General features: G+C 62.1%; 13 protein-coding genes. 9 read left to right on the forward strand and 4 right to left on the reverse strand.

Annotation, left to right across the window (positions count from 1 at the left end; all coding sequences use genetic code 11):
• Positions 1-408: 408 nt before the first annotated feature.
• The 5 genes from RSO67_RS07310 to RSO67_RS07330 all read left to right on the forward strand — a co-directional run bounded on the left by RSO67_RS07310 (position 409) and on the right by RSO67_RS07330 (position 7,926).
• Positions 409-930 (forward strand): hypothetical protein, encoded by a 522-nt coding sequence (locus RSO67_RS07310; protein ID WP_315842940.1) that lies wholly within the window; start codon positions 409-411, stop codon positions 928-930.
• Positions 931-1,230: 300 nt separating this feature from the next.
• Positions 1,231-3,051 carry a class I SAM-dependent DNA methyltransferase gene (locus RSO67_RS07315; protein WP_315842941.1) on the forward strand — a complete coding sequence of 607 codons (1,821 nt, stop codon included), beginning with the start codon at positions 1,231-1,233 and terminating at the stop codon, positions 3,049-3,051.
• Positions 3,051-4,436 (forward strand): restriction endonuclease subunit S, encoded by a 1,386-nt coding sequence (locus RSO67_RS07320; RefSeq protein ID WP_315842942.1) that lies wholly within the window; start codon positions 3,051-3,053, stop codon positions 4,434-4,436. Before RSO67_RS07315 ends, RSO67_RS07320 begins: the two co-directional genes overlap by 1 nt.
• Complete coding sequence (locus RSO67_RS07325; RefSeq protein WP_315842943.1) at positions 4,433-4,663, forward strand: hypothetical protein; 231 nt, start codon at positions 4,433-4,435, stop codon at positions 4,661-4,663. The genes RSO67_RS07320 and RSO67_RS07325 overlap by 4 nt, the downstream gene beginning before the upstream one ends.
• 32 nt (positions 4,664-4,695) lie before the next feature.
• A complete protein-coding gene (locus tag RSO67_RS07330; protein ID WP_315842944.1) occupies positions 4,696-7,926 on the forward strand; it encodes a type I restriction endonuclease subunit R in 3,231 nt (1,076 codons plus the stop codon).
• A gap of 20 nt (positions 7,927-7,946) precedes the next feature.
• On the opposite strand, the gene RSO67_RS07335 is transcribed toward RSO67_RS07330, so the two are convergent.
• Together RSO67_RS07335 and RSO67_RS07340 are read right to left on the reverse strand one after the other, a co-directional pair.
• The gene (locus tag RSO67_RS07335; RefSeq protein WP_315842945.1) at positions 7,947-8,771 is read right to left on the reverse strand and encodes an isocitrate lyase/phosphoenolpyruvate mutase family protein; all 825 of its coding nucleotides are present in this window, start codon (positions 8,769-8,771) and stop codon (positions 7,947-7,949) included.
• 228 nt (positions 8,772-8,999) lie between these two features.
• Positions 9,000-10,214 carry a TrmJ/YjtD family RNA methyltransferase gene (locus RSO67_RS07340; protein WP_315842946.1) on the reverse strand — a complete coding sequence of 405 codons (1,215 nt, stop codon included), beginning with the start codon at positions 10,212-10,214 and terminating at the stop codon, positions 9,000-9,002.
• A gap of 324 nt (positions 10,215-10,538) precedes the next feature.
• Here RSO67_RS07340 and RSO67_RS07345 point away from each other — a divergent pair, with 324 nt between their 5' ends.
• From RSO67_RS07345 to RSO67_RS07360, 4 genes are all read left to right on the forward strand, one after another.
• Positions 10,539-12,263 carry a carbamoyltransferase C-terminal domain-containing protein gene (locus tag RSO67_RS07345; RefSeq protein ID WP_315842947.1) on the forward strand — a complete coding sequence of 575 codons (1,725 nt, stop codon included), beginning with the start codon at positions 10,539-10,541 and terminating at the stop codon, positions 12,261-12,263.
• A gap of 203 nt (positions 12,264-12,466) precedes the next feature.
• Positions 12,467-13,681: an NADP-dependent isocitrate dehydrogenase gene (locus RSO67_RS07350; RefSeq protein WP_315842948.1), complete on the forward strand. Its 1,215-nt coding sequence runs from the start codon at positions 12,467-12,469 to the stop codon at positions 13,679-13,681.
• A 92-nt stretch (positions 13,682-13,773) separates the two neighbouring features.
• Positions 13,774-15,837: a prolyl oligopeptidase family serine peptidase gene (locus RSO67_RS07355; protein WP_315842949.1), complete on the forward strand. Its 2,064-nt coding sequence runs from the start codon at positions 13,774-13,776 to the stop codon at positions 15,835-15,837.
• 38 nt (positions 15,838-15,875) lie between these two features.
• Entirely contained in the window at positions 15,876-16,580 is a 705-nt protein-coding gene (locus tag RSO67_RS07360; protein ID WP_315842950.1) for an SDR family oxidoreductase, read from the forward strand.
• A gap of 22 nt (positions 16,581-16,602) precedes the next feature.
• Here the strand turns inward: RSO67_RS07360 and ybaL are convergent, their stop codons facing one another.
• Positions 16,603-18,294 carry a YbaL family putative K(+) efflux transporter gene (gene ybaL / locus RSO67_RS07365; protein WP_315842951.1) on the reverse strand — a complete coding sequence of 564 codons (1,692 nt, stop codon included), beginning with the start codon at positions 18,292-18,294 and terminating at the stop codon, positions 16,603-16,605.
• Between the two features lie 258 nt (positions 18,295-18,552).
• Positions 18,553-21,237, reverse strand: a complete 2,685-nt coding sequence (gene alaS / locus RSO67_RS07370) for an alanine--tRNA ligase (protein WP_315842952.1) — start codon at positions 21,235-21,237, stop codon at positions 18,553-18,555.
• Positions 21,238-21,417: the final 180 nt, after the last annotated feature.

Here is a 21,417-nt window from a genome sequence, read left to right on the forward strand (position 1 = left end):
AAGAGCGATGCAACAAGGAAACATTCTCGGATCGCACCATCCCGTCGATACTTTCCGACCCGAGAACCCGCGCATGCCGCAGCACCCGCGACCGCCCCTCACCCGCCGCGAAGACGCGGCGACCTCTCCCCGCAAAAGGCGGGGAGAGGTTAAGTGGAGTCAGGCGCCCGCTTGCGCTCTCCCGCAATAGGCATATATTCCATATCCGATTGACCGCGCTCTAAAGGGAGTCAGCATGCGCTATCCTGCCTATCCCCTCTTTCCCTCCAACATCCGCGTCATCGACTCCTCCGCGGACCCGGTGACGCGCCTTCGGGTGACCGAGGATGTGGACAACGGACCGCCGCCGATGCCAGGCGGCCGCCCCAGGGCTGCAAGCGGCTGCACACCAATGCCACGGTGGCCGCGGTGCGCCGCCTGATCGAGGAGACCACGCTGACCTACAAGCAGATCGCGGCGAGGACCGGCGCGACCCACAGCACCGTCGGGCGCTGGGCCCGCGAGGGCGGCTGGCAGCGGCACCCGTTTGCGCCTGTGGCCAGCGATACATTGCGGGGCGCCCGCGCCGGCCGCCGGCTGAAGTTGCGCGTGCTGCGCGAGAAGCTGCAGGCGCTGGCCGAGCGCTGCGTCACTGAGCTGTGGAACAGCCCCACGGTCGATCTCGACCGGCTGATCCAGGCCATGCAGGTGGTGAAGATGGCGCGGCTGGAAGCCATGGGCAACCGGCGCCCGCGCCGCCACCCCGATGCACCGGCGCGCACCGGCCAGGACTGGATCGACTGCGACACCGCGATCCGCGCCGCGCTGAAGGAGATGCGCCGCGGCGGCGTCAACATCGACCGCGTCCCCGATGAAGCGATGGCCCTGCTGGAGGAGGCACATACGCCGCCCGATCCGCCGCGGCTGCGGGGCCCACGGCGGAGACCGTAGGCGCTGCGGATGACCAACCTGCTGCGCGGACGAGATCGTCAACTTCAGCCCCGATGCGCTGATGGTTCTGGCGACGCGGGCAAGACCGACGGTGGAATAGCGTGTCAGCAAGCCGGCAGCGGCATCATCAAGACACGCCCATCCGAAATAACAACTTGAAGTTTGGGCGGTTTTTGCCACAAACGTCGTGATGTAAATTCTCAACCGCGTCGCCTTGGCGAACACAAGCGGCTGAAAGCATTTCAACGGGCCGAGGCGCGCGTGCGCTTGAGCCCGATGGAAGAATTAACTTGGGGCGGAATGGCTAATCAGGCGCGAAAAGACAAATTCCTGGCAGTATTGACCGAACTTGGCGGCTCCGCCGGCAACAGTCGCTTGCGCGAGGCGCTGCAGTGGCAAGAAACAACCTACAACGCGGTGAAGGAAGATCTGGTCGCCGAGGGCGTCGTGACGCCCGGCCGTGGTCGCGGCGGTTCGGTCGCGCTGGCTGCCCCCATCGTGGTTGAAGCCAAGAAACCAGCGAAGGTCGATGCTCCCGCCAAACCTGCCTCGGTCAATGACAAGGGAAAGACCAAAGGCGGCGATCTCGGCTTTGAAACTGAGTTGTTCAAGGCGGCCGACAAGTTGCGCGGCAATATGGAGCCGTCAGATTACAAGCACGTGGCGCTGGGTCTGATCTTTCTCAAGCACATCTCCGACAGTTTCGAGGCCAAGCGCGCCGAGCTGCTGGCCGACTATCCGGACGGCGCCGAAGATCCCGACGAATATGCAGCCGACAACGTATTCTGGGTGCCTAAGGAGGCGCGCTGGTCGCATTTGCAGGCCAATGCCAAGCAGCCGTCGATCGGCAAGATGATTGACGAGGCCATGATCGCCATCGAGAAGCGAAATGAAACGCTCAAAGGCGTGCTGCCAAAGGAATATGCCCGCCCCGCGCTCAACGCGGTGATGCTCGGCGAACTGATCGATCTGATCTCCGGCATCGCGCTCGGCCAGGACAAGGGCGAAGCGCGCGACGTGCTCGGCCGTGTCTATGAATATTTTCTGGGCCAGTTCGCCGGTTCCGAAGGCAAGCGCGGCGGCGAGTTCTATACGCCGCGCTCGGTGGTGCGGGTGATGGTCGAGATGATCGAGCCGTTTAAGGGCCGCGTCTATGATCCCTGCTGCGGTTCCGGCGGCATGTTCGTGCAGTCCGAGAAATTCGCGCTGGAGCACGAGGGTCGCATCGGCGATATGGCGATCTATGGCCAAGAGTCGAACTATACGACGTGGCGGCTGTGCAAGATGAACCTTGCGGTTCGCGGCATCGACTGCGACATTAAGTGGAACAGCGAGGGTAGCTTCCACAAGGACGAGTTGCGCGACCTCAAGGCGGACTACGTGCTCGCCAACCCGCCGTTCAATATTTCTGACTGGGGCGGCGACCGGCTGCGCGAAGACGTGCGCTGGAAATATGGCGCGCCGCCGGTCGGGAACGCGAATTACGGCTGGCTGCAGCACATCGTGCACCACCTGGCGCCATCCGGCACAGCCGGCGTGGTGTTGGCCAACGGCTCGATGTCATCGACGCAAAGCGGCGAGGACACCATCCGCCGCGCGCTGATCGAGGGTGTGGACGGCAAGCCCGGCGTCGTTGATTGCATGATCGCCCTGCCCGGCCAGCTATTTTATTCGACACAGATTCCCGTCTGCCTCTGGTTTCTTGCCCGGGACAAATCGAACGGCATCGCCATGGACGCGAAGCTTCGTGATCGACGCAACGAGATCCTGTTCATCGATGCTCGCAAGCTTGGCCACATGGTCGACCGGACGCGTAAGGAATTCTCCGACGCCGACATCGACAAGATCACTCGCGCCTATCATGCTTGGCGCGGTGAAAGCGCTGCAGGTACTTATGTGGACGAGCCTGGATTTTGCAAGGCAGCCACTCTCGCGGAAGTCCAACAGCAAGCTCACGTATTGACGCCGGGACGATATGTTGGGAGCGCTGAAGTTGCGGAGATTGACGGGGCGTTCAGAGATCGATTTGCAGAGCTCGCCAAACAGCTTCGCGGCCAATTTGCAGATGCAGATGCGCTGTCAGCGCGGATCGTAACAAATCTACAAAACGTGGTGAGTTGATGGCTCGAAGCCAAACTATTACAGGCGGACGCGATGCGACCGCCGCAGTAATTCCAGGGCGATACGCGCTCTCCGTTGGGTCCCCAAACCTTCCAGCACCGAATGGGTGGACTTGGACAGCCTTATCGTCAGTTGCGCGGCTTGAGTCTGGACATACACCCAGCAGGCGACACCCCGAATATTGGGGTGGCTCAATTCCTTGGATCGGCATTCGTGACGCCACCGGGAACCACGGCCGCGTCATTCATGAGACCATAGAGTGTACTAACGAGTTGGGGATTACCAATTCCTCAGCGCGCGTCCTCCCCCAAAACACTGTTTGCTTATCGAGGACTGCATCTGTTGGATACGTCGTGGTTATGGGGCGCCCAATGTCGACCAGCCAAGACTTTGTAAATTGGATTTGCTCGGACGCGCTAAATCCTCATTTTCTAAAGTATGTCCTGCTGGCTGAGCGAGAAGCTCTTTTAAAGTTCGCAGTAGGAAGCGTTCACCAAACGATATACTTCCCGGAGGCAAAAGCTTTCCACATCTGTATGCCTAATCGGGAAGCACAAGACTCGATTGTCGAAGTCCTTGGTGCCCTCGACGACAAGATCGAGTTGAACCGGCGGATGAACGAGACGCTGGAAGCGATGGCGCGGGCGATCTTCAAGGACTGGTTCGTCGATTTCGGCCCAACCCGCGCCAAGGTGGAAGGCCGTGCGCCGTATCTGGCGGCGGATGTGTGGGCTTTGTTTCCAGATACTCTCGATAAAGAGGGTAAGCCAACCAGTTGGGCCAACGTTCCGCTAAGCGATCTGGTTGAAGTGAACCCATCTGAGCCCTTGGCGCGCGGAAAAACTGCTCCTTATCTCGACATGGGCGCCCTTCCGACCGTCGGCCCTAATACCGAGGACTATGTCCTTCGGGATTTTGGATCAGGCATGCGCTTTCGCAATGGCGATGCTCTTTTCGCCCGAATTACGCCCTGTCTGGAAAACGGCAAGACCGCTTTCGTTCAGTGCCTTCCTAAAGGGATAATTGGATGGGGCTCGACGGAATTCATTGTGCTCCGCTCGCGCCTCCCCGTCCCAAAGCCACTTGCTTATTTGATAGCGCGCGATCCAGATTTTCGCGCAAATGCCATTCGGAGCATGACCGGCACATCGGGGCGACAGAGAGCGACTAACGCTGCTGTATCTGCGTATCTAGTGACGCGTCCTACAAGTAATAAGTTATGGGCAATGTTAGGCACCGCGATCGATCCTATGTTTGAACGCATTGCCGCCAACGATACTGAGTCAAAAGCCCTCGCCGCCACCCGTGATCTCCTGCTCCCCAAACTGATGTCTGGCGAAATCCACATCAAGGACGCCGAAAAAATCGCCGGGGAAGCCGCATGAGTTCTGTGGACGGCAGCGTCTGGCTGACTCAGGCCGATATCGGCTTGCTGTTCGACACCACCAAGCGGAATGTCAACCTGCACTTCAAGACCATCTTTGCCGAAGCGGAACTGACTGAGGGGGTAGTTGTCAAGGAATCCTTGACAACTGCGGCAGACAGCAAGCGCTATGCCACAAAGCTTTACAACCTCGATGCCATCCTAGCGGACACGCGAAGCTCATCATGAGCGTCCTCATCATTAGCTGAACGGAGATCGCCGTGGCCTACTTGTCTGAAGCCGCTGTCGAGGAGATGGTGCTCGATCATCTTCTCAGGCTTGGCTATGCGGTGGCGCCCGACGCCGAGATCGGCCCGGACGGTAAAGCGCCCGAGCGTGAGGCGTATGCCGACGTGGTGTTGGTCGGGCGGCTGACGGCGGCGATCGCCAGACTGAATCCGGCCATTCCGGCAGACGCCCGCGGCGACGCGTTGCGAAAAGTGCTCGCTACCGAGAAGCCATCGCTAATCGAAGAGAATCGCCGCCTGCACCGACTGCTGGTAGAGGGTATCGATGTCGAATTCGCGAGCGACGACGGGAGCATCCGTGGTGACAAGGTACGCCTGATCGATTTCGACGATCTCGCCGCCAATGACTGGCTGGCCACCGGCCAGTTTACTGTGATCGCCGGCCCCGTTAATCGCCGGCCGGACGTAGTGGTGTTCATCAACGGCCTGCCGCTCGGCGTGATCGAACTCAAAGCTCCCGGCGGGGCCAATGCCACACTGGCAGGCGCGTACAACCAACTGCAGACCTATAAGAGCCAGATCCCGGCGCTGTTCCGCACCAACGCGGTGCTTGTCACTTCTGATGGTATCACCGCGCGTGTCGGCTCGCTCACCGCGGATCTCGAACGCTTCATGCCGTGGCGCACCACCGACGGCGAGGTGATCGCCGCCAAGGGCCTGCCGGAACTGAGCGTGCTGATCGATGGTATCTTTGAGCGCCGCCGGCTGCTCGATCTACTGCGCGACTTTACTGTCTTCGGCGAGACCGGCAAGGAGTTGGCCAAGATCATCGCCGGCTATCATCAGTTTCATGCAGTGAAGCGTGCTGTGGATTCGACGGTCCGCGCTTTGGCGCTCAATGTCGGGAAGCCTGTCGCATCTCCTGACTTCCAGGGCATGCGCGAGGATCCCGCCACCTATGGACTGCCAGGGGTCGAGAGCTATCCAAAAGGCGACAAGCGGATCGGCGTGATCTGGCACACGCAGGGCTCCGGCAAGAGCCTTCTGATGGCATTCTATGCCGGCCAACTGGTGCGCCATCCGCAGATGGAAAACCCGACCATCCTGGTGATCACCGACCGCAACGATCTCGACGACCAGCTGTTCGGCACCTTCGCAATGTGCCGCGACCTGATCCGGCAGACGCCTGTTCAGGCCGACAGCCGCGATGATCTGCAGTCGGCACTGAGCCGCGCCTCTGGCGGAGTCATTTTCACCACTATCCAGAAATTTGCGCCCGCCACCGGCGAGACGATCTATCCGATGCTGTCCGATCGGCGCAACATCGTGGTGATCGCCGACGAAGCCCATCGCAGTCAATATGGTTTCGGCGCAAAAGTCGCGCAAAAGACCGGCGTGATCGCTTACGGTTTCGCCAAATATCTACGCGATGCATTGCCGAATGCGTCCTTCATTGGCTTCACCGGGACGCCAATCGAAAAAGATGACGTCAACACGCCGATGGTGTTTGGCGACTATATCGACGTCTACGACATCAGCCGTGCCGTGGAGGACGGCGCCACGGTGCCGATCTACTATGAAAGCCGCCTCGCCCGCATTGAACTTCGGGCCGAGGACAAGCCGACGATCGACGCCGAGATCGACGATCTGACCGAAGACGAAGCAACCACCGAACAGGAGCGCATCAAGCGCAAATGGGCGACGGTCGAAGCCCTCGTCGGTTCGAAGAAACGGCTTGCGATGGTGGCCGCCGATCTGGTCCGGCATTTTGAGGACCGTGTCGCCGCCCTGGACGGCAAGGCCATGGTAGTGTGCATGAGCCGCCGCATCTGCGTCGCACTCTATGACCACATTATCGCGCTTCGCCCCGACTGGCACAGCGACGACGATGCCACAGGGGCGATCAAGGTGGTGATGACCGGCTCGGCCGCCGACCCCGAGGCATGGCAGCGGCATGTCGGACCCAAATCGCGCCGGGACCTGCTGGCCAAGCGCGCAAAGGACCCGAAGGATCCGCTCAAGCTCGTGCTGGTGCGCGATATGTGGCTGACCGGCTTCGATGCGCCTTCGATGCACACCATGTATGTCGACAAGCCGATGAAGGGTCACGGATTGATGCAAGCCATTGCTCGCGTCAACCGCGTATTCCGCGATAAGCCTGCCGGATTGATTGTCGATTACATCGGCATCGCTCAGAATCTTAAGAACGCGCTCGGTCAGTATTCCGGCGCGGACCAGCGTCAGGCAGGCATCGACGAAGCCCAGGCCGTCGCGGTCCTGCTTGAGAAGTTCGAAGTCGTAAAAGCCATGTTTCACGGATTCGACTATGCACATGGCTTGGCCGGCACCCCGCATCAGCGTCTCGTGGTGCTCGCTGAGGCTATCGAGTGGATTTTGGCCCGGCAGCACGAGGCCGCGGCGCGCGAAACAAGCGAAGATAAGAAGCGCCTGGAGAACCGCCGCTATCAGGACGCTGTGCGCGCCCTATCCGTCGCATTTTCCTTGGCCTCAGCTAGCGATGAGGCCCGTGAGATCAGAGATGAGGTCGGCTTTTTCCAGACGGTGCGCATCGCCCTGGTGAAATCAGCGGAAAGTGCGGGGCTGAGCAACACCCAACGCGAGTTTGCGATCCAACAAATCCTAGATCGGGCCGTCGTCTCGACAGAGATTGTCGATATCCTTGCTGCTGCCGGAATTGCAACGCCGGATATTTCTATTCTGTCGGACGAATTCCTTGCGGAAGTACAGCAACTCGACAAAAAGAATCTGGCGCTCGAAGCTTTACGCAAATTGTTGAATGACGAAATCCGGTCGCGCAGCAGCACCAATGTCGTCGAAACCAAGCGTTTCTCCGAGCGACTCGACGCTGCGATTGCTCGCTATCATTCCAACGCGATCTCAACGGTAGAGGTGCTGCAAGAACTGATCAACCTCGCGAAAGAAGTGCGAGCTGCACGACAACGCGGTGAAGACGAAGGGCTGTCGCCAGAGGAAATCGCGTTTTATGACGCCTTGGCCGAGAACGAGAGCGCTATCGAAGCTTTAGGCAACGACTCTCTCAAGATCATCGCGCACGAATTGCTGGTCAGCCTTAAGAGCAGCGTATCGGTCGATTGGTCACACCGCGAAAGTGCCCGGGCGCGGATGCGCGTGCTTGTTAAGCGAATTCTGCGCAAGCACGGCTATCCACCCGATCTTCAAGACGCAGCCGTGCAAACGGTTCTGCGGCAGGCTGAAGCGCTATCGGCGCGTTGGGCGGCTTGAGCGGGACTTATTCTCAATCGTCAGAACTTTTCGCCAAACAACTTATTCAACTCCCCGCCCCTCGCCCCATTGGCAAAGGCCGTAAACGTCCCCTGCCCGGCGATCTCCTGCGAGGCCTGCATAAAGCCGGCCCAGGCCATGCGGGCCAGTGAGCCGCCGACGCTGATGCGGCGGACGCCGAGCGAGGCCAGATGCTGCACGGTCATGGTCGGCTGCACGGTGAGGACATTGAGCGGCTTGCCGCCCAGCGCCTGCACCAGCGTGGTGATCTCCGCGTCGGAGGCGACACCCGGCGCATAAAGGCAATCGGCGCCGGCCTCCGCAAAGGCGACCAGCCGCGCGGTGGTCTTTGTTAGGTCGCGCTCGCCATGCAGAAAGCCTTCGCAGCGCGCCACCAGCATGACGGCGGGATCGACCCCATCGATGGCGGCGCGGGCGGCCTTGATGCGCTCCACTGCCAGCACGTCGTCATAGAGCGGCTGGTCGGCGCGGCCGGTGGAATTCTCGATGGATAGGCCCGAGATGCCGCTCGCCACGGCGCGGGCGACATTGGCGGCGACGCCTGCGGGGTCATCGGCAAAGCCGTTCTCGAAATCGGCATTCACGGGCAGATCGGTGGCGGCGGAGAGCAGCGCGAGGTGCTCGATAACGTCGTCGGCCGTGACCTTGTTGTCGGGGCGGCCGGTGGACCAGGCATAGCCGGCAGAGGTCGAGGCCAGCGCCTTGAAGCCGAGGTGGGCGAGATAGCGCGCCGAGCCGACATCCCAGGGATTGGGGAGGACGAAACAGCCGGACTCATGGAGCTTGCGGAAATTGGCGCGCTTCTCGGCGGTGGAGATGGTCATGGGGCCTCCCGGTCTTAGTGCCGCGTTGATCGCGGCTGGTCACCGCCATCGTAGCCCGGGATGCGTCATTGATCACGCCGTCATTCCCCGGCACACCAATTGGTGTGCCTGAGGGCGCGCCTCTTGGCGCGAACCCGGAATCCCAACATGGGAGTCTCCGGTGAGCCAAGCCATTCCGGGATTCCGGGTTCGCGTGCGAAGCGGCACGCGCCCCGAAATGACAGTTGGTCAGCCCTGCCCCGGCATCCCGCTGGCCAGAAGCGCTTCCAACCGGTCCAGCTCCGGCGCGATGTCCCGCGTCACGTCCTCGGCTGTCATCGCGATCACGCGATAACCGCGTTCTTCCAGCCAGGCCTTCCGGGCGGCGCGGTCGCTGACAATCACCTCGGTCTCGCCGGGATTGACCAGCTCGATGGCGATCCGCTCCGGGAATGAGACGAAATCCGGGATGTGGCGGCCGACCGGGGTCTGGCGCTTGAACTGGCCGGCGAAGCGGCGATCGGCGCGGAGCTGGTCCCACATGAGGCGCTCGGCATCGGTCGGGTTGCGGCGGAGCATGCGCGCGAGGCCGCGCACCGTGCCGCTCTCATGCGGCTGTTGACCCTTGCCGTGTTCGGCCAGCAGCGCCCGCAGCCGGGTGGCCTGTTCGCCGTCGAGCACGCCGCCCTTGGCCGGGCCCTTGCGGCCCTCGGCTATGGCCATCACCACGCCGTGCAAGGTGTGCATGTCCTGCTTGGTCGGCTCCATCCGGGTGAAGATGTTGCGCAGGTTGACCAGCATGGTGTCGCGCTTTTCCGGCGGGCGCAGGAACTCGACCTTGTCGAGTTCGCCGACAAGGTTGTCGAAAAAGGCCGTCATCTGGTGCTGGGCCGCCGGCTCCGACCGCTCCGGCATCGCATAGGGCAGCGCGTTGGACGTGGCCTGCTTGAACCATTCATAGCCGCAGAGGAGAACCGCCTGGGCGAGGTTGAGCGAGGCGAAAGCCGGGTTGACCGGGAAGGTGATGATCCGGTTGGCGAGCGCGACTTCCTCGTTCTGCAGTCCGTAGCGCTCGCGGCCGAACAGGATGCCGGCGGTCGCCCCAGTGGCGACATGGGCGATGGTCTCGGCGGCCGCGGCCTCGGGCGCGACCACCGGCTTGGCCTGATCATGCGCCCGGGCGGTGGTGGCAAATAGCAGCGTGCAATCGGCGACCGCCTGCTCGACGGTGTCGAACAGCTCGACCTTGTCGAGGATGTGATCGGCGCCGGAGGCCGCCCGGCGGGCATGGACGTTCGGCCAGCCATCACGGGGATTGACGAGGCGCAGCCGGGTCAGGCCGAAATTGCCCATGGCCCGCGCGCACATTCCGATATTCTCGCCGAGCTGCGGTTCGACGAGGATGACAACGGGACCGACCAGGTCGGTATGCGCCTTGGTAGAGTCGGTGCCTGAACCGGACATCGCACTTCACTTTCTGATTCAATCTCTGAAGGTCTTGAATCAACCCGTGAAGGTTTTGATTCAACACCTCATCCGGGCCCCCTGGCGATCGCCACATTGTTGAGCGATACAAAGGACTTAGCCGGGCATCTGGATGCGAATAACCCGCTCTGCGGGGCGATTCACGATGCAGCCCTACGACGAATTGCCGGCGGATGCCAGACGTGGCCTGCCTGCCGCCTCATGATCCGGATGAAGGCGGGTTCCCGGCCAAGCGCTCGTGATTTGCGGGTCGTAACAGGGGGCGGGTAATGTGCCGCTCCCGGGAATGACCTAGCAGCCTTCATGCCTCAGCTTATCCTCAGTGTTCACTCCGGCGTCCATGACGCCGCCGTCGCCATTTTCGAAGATTACGACCTGAAGGCTGCCATTGCGCTGGAGCGACTGACCCGGCGCAAGAGCGACGGCAGTGTTCATCCCGATGCGGCCATCGACGAGGTGCTGTCGATCGCCGGTGCCACCCGGCGCGATATCGACGTCGTCGCCACCAGCCGCGCGATGTTTCCCAAGGCCTACTTCCCCCGCCTCGGCGGCCTCCGCTGGCTGCGCGAGCAGTATCGCAGCCGGGTCGGCAAGGACCGCTTGCTGCTCGGCGCCGAGCAGCATCGCTACCGCGCGCCGCGGGCCGAGGACGTGTTCGATGCCGCGGCCTGGCGGCACGACGGCGGTTTCCGCGACGACGCCGAAGTCCATTTCTACAACCACCACGAAGCGCATGCGCTGCCCACTCTGTTCTACAGCCCGTGGCCGGATGCCCTGCTGGTGACGGCCGATGGCGGCGGCGACAATGTCAATTACAGCTACCGGCACTTCACTGAGGGCCGCCTGACGACGCTCTACGGCGACGACGCCTGTCTGTTCCTGCCAAATCCCGTCGACAGCCTCGGCCGTGCCTATAGCGCGGCGACCAAGTCGCTTGGATTTCGGCCCAACCGGCACGAGGGCAAGCTCACCGGGCTCGCGGCCATGGGGAAACCGACAGTGGCCGAGACGATCGCCGGGTATTTTTCGGTCGCCCCGGACGGACGTATCCAGTCCAGCTTTCGCAGCTATCACCAGATGAACGCGCTGATGCGCCAGCTGGCCAAACAGGCCGGCCGGGAGGATTTTGCGGCGTCGATCCAGAAGGTGCTGGAAGACACCATGCTGCTGTCGCTGCAGCGCCTTTTGCAGCGGCATCCGGCGCGACATGTCGGCCTGTCCGGCGGCGTGTTCGCCAACGTCAAGCTCAACCGCCTGCTCGCGGAGCAATTGCCGATCGATGAACTCTTCATTTTCCCGGCGATGGGCGACGACGGCCTGCCGATCGGCGGTGCGCTGTCCTACCTGATGCAACGCGACGGCCTTGTGCCATGGCTGGGCCGCCGCCGCGATCTCGGCAATGTCTATCTCGGCCGCGATTTTCAGGCCGGGCTCGACGACGGCATCGCAACCACGCCGGGGATTCACCGCACCGACGAGGCGCCGGTCGACGGCGCGGTGACGCGGCTGGTGGCGGGCGAGATCGGCGCGATCTTCAATGGCCGGATGGAATATGGCCCCCGCGCATTGGGCGCCCGGACCATCCTCGCCAATCCGGCCCGGCGCGGCACCCACGACCTCTTGAACGAACGGCTGAGCCGTTCCGAATTCATGCCGTTCGCCCCCGTGATCACCGCCGAACGGGCTGCGGAGGTGTTCGACGTCAATCCCGTCAATGCGCGCGCCTGCCGCTACATGACCATCGCCTGCGACGTGAGGCCGGAATGGCGGGGCCGTATCCCCGCGGTGGTCCATGTCGATGGATCCGCGCGGCCTCAGGTGATCGCGCGTCCGGACAACCCGCTCTATTATGACATTGTCGAGGGGTTTGCAGAGGCCAGCGGATTGCCGGTGCTGGTCAATACCAGCTTCAACGTGCATGAGGAGCCCATCGTCAACAGCCCGGACGAAGCGCTGCGGGCGCTGCTCGACGGGCGGATCGACTTCCTGGTGACCACGGGCGGCCTGTACCGGCGCGACGCGACGTAAAGGCACGGCGCAGCCTGCCGGTGACCTGGTACGTGGCGGCGGGCACCGCGCCGCAGGCTGCATTTTGAGCAAAAACAGCCTGCGTTTTGGGCGCGAAATTGCGCCGAAACTGCATAACGCCCCGGCTTTCGCCGGGTCCTGCGCGGTGCTATAGCCCCCCTACAAATCACCGCTCCCGCAACGCGCTAAAGGCCCGATCTCCCATGGCAAAAATCAAGGTAACCAACCCCGTCGTCGAACTCGACGGCGACGAGATGACCCGGATCATCTGGCAGTACATCAAGGACAAGCTGATCAACCCCTTCCTTGACGTCAACCTGATGTATTTCGACCTCGGGATGGAATACCGCGACAAGACCGACGATCAGGTCACCATCGACGCCGCCCACGCGATCAAGAAATACGGCGTCGGCGTGAAGTGCGCCACCATCACCCCCGATGAAGCGCGCGTGAAGGAATTCGGCCTCAAGCAGATGTGGAAGTCGCCGAACGGCACCATCCGCAACATCCTCGGCGGCGTGATCTTCCGCGAACCGATCATCTGCAGCAACGTGCCGCGCCTGGTCCCCGGCTGGACCAAGCCGATCATCATCGGCCGTCACGCTTTCGGCGATCAGTACCGCGCCACCGACTTCAAGTTCCCCGGCAAGGGCACCCTGACGATGAAGTTCGTCGGCGAAGACGGCGCCGTGATCGAGCGCGAAGTGTTCCAGTCCCCCGGCGCCGGCGTCGCGCTGGCCATGTACAACCTCGACGACTCGATCCGCGACTTCGCCCGCGCATCGCTGAACTATGGCCTGTCGCGCGGCGTTCCGGTCTACCTGTCGACCAAGAACACCATCCTCAAGGTCTATGACGGTCGCTTCAAGGACATCTTCCAGGAAATCTTCGACGCCGAATTCAAGACCAAGTTCGACGCCGCCAAGATCACCTATGAGCATCGCCTGATCGACGACATGGTGGCTGCCGCCATGAAGTGGTCCGGTGGTTACGTCTGGGCCTGTAAGAATTATGACGGCGACGTGCAGTCCGACACCGTGGCCCAGGGCTACGGCTCGCTCGGCCTGATGACCTCGGTGCTGCTGACGCCGGACGGTTCGGTGGTGGAAGCCGAAGCCGCCCACGGCACCGTGACCCGTCACTACCGCGAGCACCAGAAGGGCAAGGAAACCTCGACCAACTCGATCGCGTCGATCTTCGCCTGGACCCAGGGCCTCGCCCACCGCGCCAAGCTCGACAACAATGCCGAGCTGGCGAAGTTCGCCAAGACCCTCGAAAAGGTCTGCGTCGACACCGTCGAGGCCGGCTACATGACCAAGGATCTGGCACTGCTCGTCGGCGCCGATCAGCGCTGGCTCTCGACCACGGGCTTCCTCGACAAGGTCGCGGAAAACCTGACCAAGGCGCTGGCGGCCTGATTTCCGCCCGCTCCTGACTGCACCATCCGAAAGTCCGGGTTGCCTTAGCACCCCGGACTTTCTTTTGAGACGTTCCGTTTTCGAGGTGACTGATGACTGCGCCAAATCCCGCCGACGGCCATAATGATCCCCTGCTCTGGCTCGAAGAGATCGAGGGCGACAAGGCCGTGGCCTGGGTCGAGGCACAGAACGCGCGCACCGATGGCTTCCTCTGCGACGACGCTTACAAGCACGACTACGAAGCGGTGCTGATGATCCTCAATGCCGACGATCGCATTCCCTTCGTCGGCAAGTCCGGCGACTATCTCTATAATTTCTGGAAGGACGCCGCTCATCCGCGTGGGCTTTGGCGCCGGACGGTGCTGGAGAGCTACAAGCTAGATAAGCCCGAATGGGACGTCCTGCTCGACATCGATGCACTCAACAAGGCTGAGGGAATCTCCTGGGCTTTCTCCGGCGCCGCACGATCACCGGACAAGACCCGCGCGCTGATCAGCCTGTCGTTCAATGGAACCGATGCCATTGAGGTTCGCGAGTTCGATATCCCGAGCAAGAGCTTCGTGGCGGACGGTTTCTTCATCCCGAAAGCCAAGACCCAGGTGAGCTGGCTCGATCAGGATACGCTGTTGTTCGGCAGCGCGCAGAATCCTGGCGACACCACAGAAGCCGGCTACGCCCGCGTTGTCAGAAAATGGAAGCGCGGCACGCCGCTGGCATCGGCCGAGAGCGTGTTCGAGGTCGAGAAGCAGGACGTCGCCGCCTGGTTTGGCGTCGACCGCCGCCCGACCCATGAGCGCGTGACGTATTGGCGCGCGCTGGATTTCACGCGCTCGCATATATCAGTCGAACAAAAGAACGGCCCCCATGCCGGACAGCGTGTACGACTCGACCTGCCCGAAGAAGTATCGATCTCCGGCGATGCCGACGATCTGCTCGTCAGCCCGAAGCAGGACTGGACCGTAGGCGGCATGGTCATCCCAAGCGGTGCGCTGGCAGTAATCAACCTCGATCGCTTCCTCGAAGGCGCACGCGACTTCGAAATCATCTTCACACCGACGCCCACCCGCGCGCTGGAATCCTGGCTTGAAACGCGCCACGGCGTCGTATTGCAGATCCTCGACAATGTCCGCGCGCGCATCATGCTCACAAAGCGCGACGGCGACGGCTGGATCGAGACTCCCGTCCCGGGTCTGCCCGACAACGCCTCGATCAGCGTCGCAGCTTTCGGCGGCGAGGACGATCCTGACCTCGGCAAGGATATGCTGCTCACCGTCACCGGTTTCGACCGGCCGACCACCACCGCCTTGTGGCACGGTGCCGGCGACCTCGAACCACTGAAATCCTCGCCACGCTCATTCGATTCAACTGGCATCGAGGTGAAGCAGTGCTACGCCGTGGCCGCTGACGGCACCAAGATCCCCTACTTCCTGATCGGCAAGAACCTCGCCTCATCAGATGCACCACGGCCCACGATCCTCTATGGCTATGGCGGTTTCGAAGTCTCGCTGACACCGTCATACATGGGCATCACCGGCAAGCTCTGGCTCGAACAAGGCAACCTCTATGCGCTCGCCAATATCCGGGGCGGCGGCGAGTTCGGACCAGGCTGGCATCTCGCCTCGCGCAAGGCGACGAAACATGTGGCGCATGACGACTTCGCAAGTGTCGCGCGCGATCTTGCTGTGTCCGGTGTCACGACGGCAGCAAAACTCGCCTGCCACGGCGGCAGCAATGGCGGACTACTCGTTGGCAACATGCTGACACGCTATCCCGAACTGTTCGGCGCGATCTGGTGCAGCGTGCCGCTGCTCGACATGGCGCGCTACACCAAGCTGCTGGCCGGTCAAAGCTGGATCGCCGAATATGGCGATCCGGAAATTTCTGACGAGTGGGCATTCATCCAGAAATTTTCGCCCTATCATCTGATCGCGCCCGGCAAGATCTATCCTCCGATCTTCATCACCACCAACCGCACCGACGACCGCGTCCATCCCGGCCACGCCCGCAAGATGGCGGCGAAGCTCGAAGAGCTTGGCTATCCCGTCTGGTTCAACGAAACTGTCGCCGGTGGACACTCTGGCGCGGTGGACAATACCAAGCAGGCGCAGAGCCAGGCGCTGGGTTTTGCGTTTCTACGCCGAACGATTTGCCGCTAGAGCAATACGACCAGAAAAACATTCAGGGAGACCGCCTCATGTCATCCGACAAAGTCGCCATCATCACGGCCGGTGGAAGCGGCATGGGCGCTGCATCCGCACGCCGCCTTGCAGCCGATGGGTTCAAGGTCGCGATCCTGTCGTCGTCCGGCAAAGGCGAGGCACTCGCACGGGAGCTCGGCGGCATTGGCGTCACCGGCTCCAACCAGTCGAGCGACGATGTGAAGCGACTGGTGGATGGCACGCTGGAGAAATGGGGCCGGATCGACGCGTTGGTAAACAGCGCCGGTCATGGCCCGCGCGCACCGCTACTCGATATCACCGACGAGCAATGGCACACCGGCATGGATGTCTATCTGATGAATGTGATCCGGCCGACGCGACTGGTGACACCGATCATGCAGAAACAGAGGTCCGGCGTGATCATCAATATCTCGACTGCATGGGCATTCGAACCCTCGGCGATGTTTCCGACATCAGCCGTGTTCCGCGCCGGGCTCGCCTCCTACACCAAACTGTTCGCGGACAGCTTCGCCGTCGACAATGTGCGGATGAACAATGTGCTACCCGGCTGGATCGACAGCCTGCCCGCCACCGAGGAGCGCCGCACGAGCGTACCGATGCAACGCTACGGCAAAAGTGAGGAGATCGCGGCCACCGTCGCATTCCTCGCGTCCGATGGCGCCGGCTACATCACCGGCCAGAATATCCGCGTCGACGGCGGTATGACGCGATCAGTGTAACGACCTGATCGCAACGGCGCGACTAAACGGCTGCCGTCGCGCCGATCTGCAGCAGCATCGCCTTGGCGATTTCCTGTTCGCCCATGATCACGACATTGGCGCCGTGATGCTTGAGATGCGCGATCTCTTCTTCGGAATGGGCGCGGGCAATGATCGGCAGTGTGGGGCTGAGGGCACGCGCCTTGGCGACGATCTGGCCGCCTTCGAAAGCGTCGGGGATTGCCACCAGCAAGCCCCTGGCGCCCATCACATTCGCAGCCTGCAGCATATCAGGCGCCGCTGCATTGCCGGTGATCACTTCGACACCGAGGCTTTGCAGACGCTCGACGACACCCGGCGTGTCCTCGATCACCAGCAATGGCGTATTGTTCAGGCGCAGCGCCTTGCTGACCACGCTACCAACGCGGCCGTGACCAACCAGCACGACGTGATCCTTGAGCTGCGTCTCCGGCAACGGGACGCGTGGCACCGCTTTCTCCTTGCTGTCCGCCGCAGCAGCTTCACTCGCTGCCGCTGCTTTCGCGTCCTTGTCGGCCAGTAAGCGATCGAGCAATGCGAAGAATAGCGGATTGAGCATGATCGAGATGATCGCGCCGGCGAGCACGAGATCGCGACCGCGATCCGGCAGCAGGCCGAGACCCACGCCGAGACCGACGAGAATGAAGGAGAATTCGCCGATCTGCGCCAGCGAAGCCGAAATCGTCAGCGCCGTCGAGGTCGGATACCCGAACAGCCGGACGATGCCGAAGGCAGCCGCCGATTTGCCGAACAAGATGATGAACACGGTTGCGAGCAGCGGCAGCGGTTCGCGCAGGATGATCGCCGGATCGACGAGCATACCGACCGAAACGAAGAATAGCACCGCGAACGCATCACGTAGCGGCAGCGTTTCATTGGCGGCGCGTTGGCTGAGTTCGGACTCGCTGAGGATCATGCCAGCGAAGAAGGCGCCCAGCGCGAACGACACGTCGAATACGAGGGCTGCGCCGAAGGCAACCCCGAGTGAGATGGCGAACACCGCAAGACGAAACAGCTCGCGCGATCCGGTATGCGCTACGTAGTGCAGCAGCATCGGGATGACGCGGCGGCCGACCACGAGCATGAAGATCACGAAGCCCGCGACCTTGCCGAGCGTGATCAGCACCGGCATCGCAAGTGCTGACATGCTGGCACCGTTGCCCTCGCCTTTCAGCAGACCAGCGATCGCCGGCAGCAGCACCAGCGTCAGCACCATTGCGAGATCCTCGACGATGAGCCAGCCGATGGCGATGCGGCCGCGCTCGCTGTCCACCAGCCGTCGTTCCTGCAATGCGCGAAGCAGCACGACCGTCGATGCGACGGAGAGCGCGAGGCCGAACACAAGGCCGCCACCGAACGACCAGCCTAGTGCCTCGCCGAGACCGATGCCGAGCAGTGTCGCCACGGCGATTTGCACGATGGCGCCGGGGATCGCAATATTCTTGACCGAGAGCAGATCCTTCAGCGAGAAATGCAGGCCGACGCCAAACATCAGCAAGATAATGCCGATCTCCGCGAGTTCATTGGCGATATTCTGGTCCGCCACATAGCCGGGCGTGAATGGGCCCATGAAGACGCCGGCGAGCAGATAGCCGACCAGCGGCGACACGCGAATGCGCTGTGCGATCAGGCCGAGGATGAATGCCAGTACGAGGCCAACGACGACGGTGGAAATCAGCGGGGTGTTATGCTCCATGCCGCTTTTTGCCGCATGGGCGCGTGGGATGCCACCCTTAACGAGGGCTACTCATGGTCGCAGGCGCGAGCGGTCACGTCATCGCGAGATGGGGTTGTGTGACCCACACTGCCATTCCGGGGCGCGATCTCAGCGAAGCTGAGAGGGTGAACCTCAGCCATTTCAGTTGGAATGGCGGGGAATCTCGACATAGTAAAACACTGCGGGATTCCGGGTTCGCGCCCGCCTGGCGGCGTTCGCGACACCGGAATAACGAGATTAGTTGCCCATCGCCGCTTCGATCGCCGCCAGCGCCGCATCGGCCTTCGCGCCATCCGGACCACCGGCCTGCGCCATGTCCGGCCGTCCGCCGCCACCCTTGCCGCCGAGAGCTTCGGAGGCGATCTTCACGAGATCCACGGCGCTGAAGCGCTTGGTCAGGTCCTCGGTGACGCCGACCACGACACCGGCCTTGCCGTCTTCACCGACATTGATGATCGCGACAACACCTGAGCCGAGCTGCTTCTTGCCGGCATCCGCAAGGCTCTTGAGATCCTTCATCTCGATGCCCGACACGCTCTTGGCCATCAGCTTGACGTCGCCGACCGTCTTGACGTCTGCGGATGCGCCGCCGCCAGCGGCGGATGCACCGGCCGCAGCGCCGCCGCCCATGGCGATGGTCTTCTTCGCCTCGGACAGTTCACGCTCCAGCTTCTTGCGCTCGTCCATCAACGCGGAGATGCGGGCCGGCATGTCGTCGAGCGTCGTGCGGAGTTCGTTCGCAGCGGTCTTCGCGAGCTGCATCGTCTCGTTGGCGTGATGACGTGCATGATTGCCGGTCAGCGCCTCGATGCGGCGCACGCCGGACGCCACCGCGCTCTCGGCCGTGACCGAGATCATGCCGATGTCGCCGGTGCGCTTCACATGGGTGCCGCCGCAGAGTTCGACTGACCAGCCGAGCGCATTGCTGCCGCTATCGCGCGGCATCTTGCCCATCGAGACGACTCGAACTTCATCACCGTATTTCTCGCCGAACAGTGCGCGTGCGCCGGCCTCGCGCGCATCGTCCACCGCCATCAGGCGCGTGGTGACCGCATCATTTTCCAGCACGACATTGTTGGCGATGTCCTCGACGCGGCGCAGTTCGTCGGCCGTGATTGGCTTCTGATGCACGAAGTCGAAACGCAGGCGATCCGGCGCCACCAGCGAGCCACGCTGGGCGATATGATCGCCGAGCACCTGACGCAGCGCTTCATGCAGCAGATGCGTTGCCGAGTGATTGGCGCGAATCGATGAGCGACGGGTGTGATCGACGTCGAGCGCCAGTGCAGCGCCGACTTTCAGCGTGCCCTGCTCGAGCGTGCCGACATGCACGAACAGATCGCCTGCGCGCTTCTGGGTTTCTGTGACACGGAAGGTCACGCCCTCGCCGGTGATCACACCAGTGTCGCCGACCTGGCCACCGGACTCTGCATAGAACGGCGTCTGGTTGAGCACGATGGCGCCGGTGTCGCCTGCCTTGAGGCTCTCGACTTCCTTGCCATCCTTCACCAGTGCCGTAACCGCACCTTCTGCAGACTCGGTCTCGTAGCCGAGAAATTCCGTCGCGCCGAGTTTTTCACGTAGCTCGAACCAGATCGCTTCGGTCGCGGTCTCGCCGGAGGAAAAGCGCGACGCACGTGCCTTCTGCTTCTGCTTCTTCATCGCATCGGTGAAGGACGCGATATCGACCGAGATGCCACGGTTGCGCAGCGCATCCTGGGTCAGGTCAAGCGGGAAACCATAAGTGTCATACAGCGTGAACGCGGTCTCGCCGTCGAACATATCGCCCTTCTTCAGCGACGCGCTCTTGTCGTCGAGAATGCCGAGACCACGATCCAGCGTCTTGCGGAAGCGCGTCTCTTCGAGGCGCAGCGTTTCCTCGATCAGGCTCTCGGCGCGCACCAGCTCCGGATAGGCCTGGCCCATCTCGCGCACCAGCGCCCAAACCAGGCGCCACATCAATGGCTCCTTGGCGCCGAGCAACTGACCGTGACGCATGGCGCGGCGCATGATCCGGCGCAACACATAGCCGCGGCCTTCATTCGACGGCAGCACGCCGTCGGCGATCAGGAACGACGAGGCGCGCAGATGGTCGGCGATGACGCGCAGCGAGGCCTTCATCGGCCCCTGCGGATCGGCACCGGTGAGATCGGCGATGGCACGGATCAGCGCGACGAACAGATCGATGTCGTAATTGTCGTGCTTGCCCTGCAGCACCGCAGCGATGCGTTCGAGGCCCATGCCAGTGTCGATTGACGGCTTCGGCAGCGAGATGCGGTTGCCCGGCGCAAGCTGGTCGAACTGCATGAACACCAGATTCCAGATCTCTATGAAGCGGTCGCCGTCTTCGTCGGGCGAGCCGGGAGGGCCACCTGGAATCTTGTCGCCATGGTCGAAGAAGATTTCCGAACACGGACCGCACGGGCCGGTATCGCCCATCTGCCAGAAATTGTCCGAGGTCGGGATGCGGATGATCTTGGAATCCGGCAGGCCGATCTTCTTCCACAGCGCGAAGGCTTCATCGTCCTCGGAATAGACGGTGACCAGCAGGCGGTCTTTCGCGAGACCATATTCCTTGGTGATCAGGTTCCAGGCGAGCTCGATCGCGCGTTCCTTGAAATAGTCGCCAAACGAGAAGTTGCCGAGCATCTCGAAGAAGGTGTGGTGGCGCGCGGTATAGCCGACATTGTCGAGATCGTTATGCTTGCCGCCCGCACGGACGCATTTCTGCGACGTCGTCGCGCGCTGATAAGGCCGCTTCTCGACGCCGGTAAAAACGTTTTTGAACTGCACCATGCCGGCATTGGTGAACATCAGCGTGGGGTCGTTGCGCGGCACCAGCGGCGACGACGACACGATGTCGTGACCATTCGCCGCGAAGTAATTCAGAAATGCCGACCTGATCTCGTTAACGCCGCTCATATCAGTCCCATTGCGCCCAAGACTTGTTACGTTCAAGACTTGGCGCCTAAAAATCGCCCACGGCCCTGCCGTCGGCCAATGCCACAACCGGTTGCTTTTAGACCGGCGGCACTAGGCCTGTCCAGAAACTGTGCAAGGGGATTACAAGGGATCATTCAAGCGGATCAGGGGCTTGCCGCA

The organism is Tardiphaga sp. 709 (assembly GCF_032401055.1).
Classification (GTDB): domain Bacteria; phylum Pseudomonadota; class Alphaproteobacteria; order Rhizobiales; family Xanthobacteraceae; genus Tardiphaga.

Bases quoted from the DNA above. Each gene is read 5' to 3' on its own strand.
- RSO67_RS07340 (WP_315842946.1), bottom strand. From the start codon at position 10,214: ATGTCCGGTTCAGGCACCGACTCTACCAAGGCGCATACCGACCTGGTC.
- RSO67_RS07355 (WP_315842949.1), top strand. From the start codon at position 13,774: ATGACTGCGCCAAATCCCGCCGACGGCCATAATGATCCCCTGCTCTGG.
- RSO67_RS07360 (WP_315842950.1), top strand. From the start codon at position 15,876: ATGTCATCCGACAAAGTCGCCATCATCACGGCCGGTGGAAGCGGCATG.
- ybaL (WP_315842951.1), bottom strand. From the start codon at position 18,294: ATGGAGCATAACACCCCGCTGATTTCCACCGTCGTCGTTGGCCTCGTA.
- alaS (WP_315842952.1), bottom strand. From the start codon at position 21,237: ATGAGCGGCGTTAACGAGATCAGGTCGGCATTTCTGAATTACTTCGCG.
- RSO67_RS07320 (WP_315842942.1), top strand. From the start codon at position 3,051: ATGGCTCGAAGCCAAACTATTACAGGCGGACGCGATGCGACCGCCGCA.
- RSO67_RS07350 (WP_315842948.1), top strand. From the start codon at position 12,467: ATGGCAAAAATCAAGGTAACCAACCCCGTCGTCGAACTCGACGGCGAC.
- RSO67_RS07315 (WP_315842941.1), top strand. From the start codon at position 1,231: ATGGCTAATCAGGCGCGAAAAGACAAATTCCTGGCAGTATTGACCGAA.
- RSO67_RS07325 (WP_315842943.1), top strand. From the start codon at position 4,433: ATGAGTTCTGTGGACGGCAGCGTCTGGCTGACTCAGGCCGATATCGGC.
- RSO67_RS07345 (WP_315842947.1), top strand. From the start codon at position 10,539: ATGCCTCAGCTTATCCTCAGTGTTCACTCCGGCGTCCATGACGCCGCC.
- RSO67_RS07335 (WP_315842945.1), bottom strand. From the start codon at position 8,771: ATGACCATCTCCACCGCCGAGAAGCGCGCCAATTTCCGCAAGCTCCAT.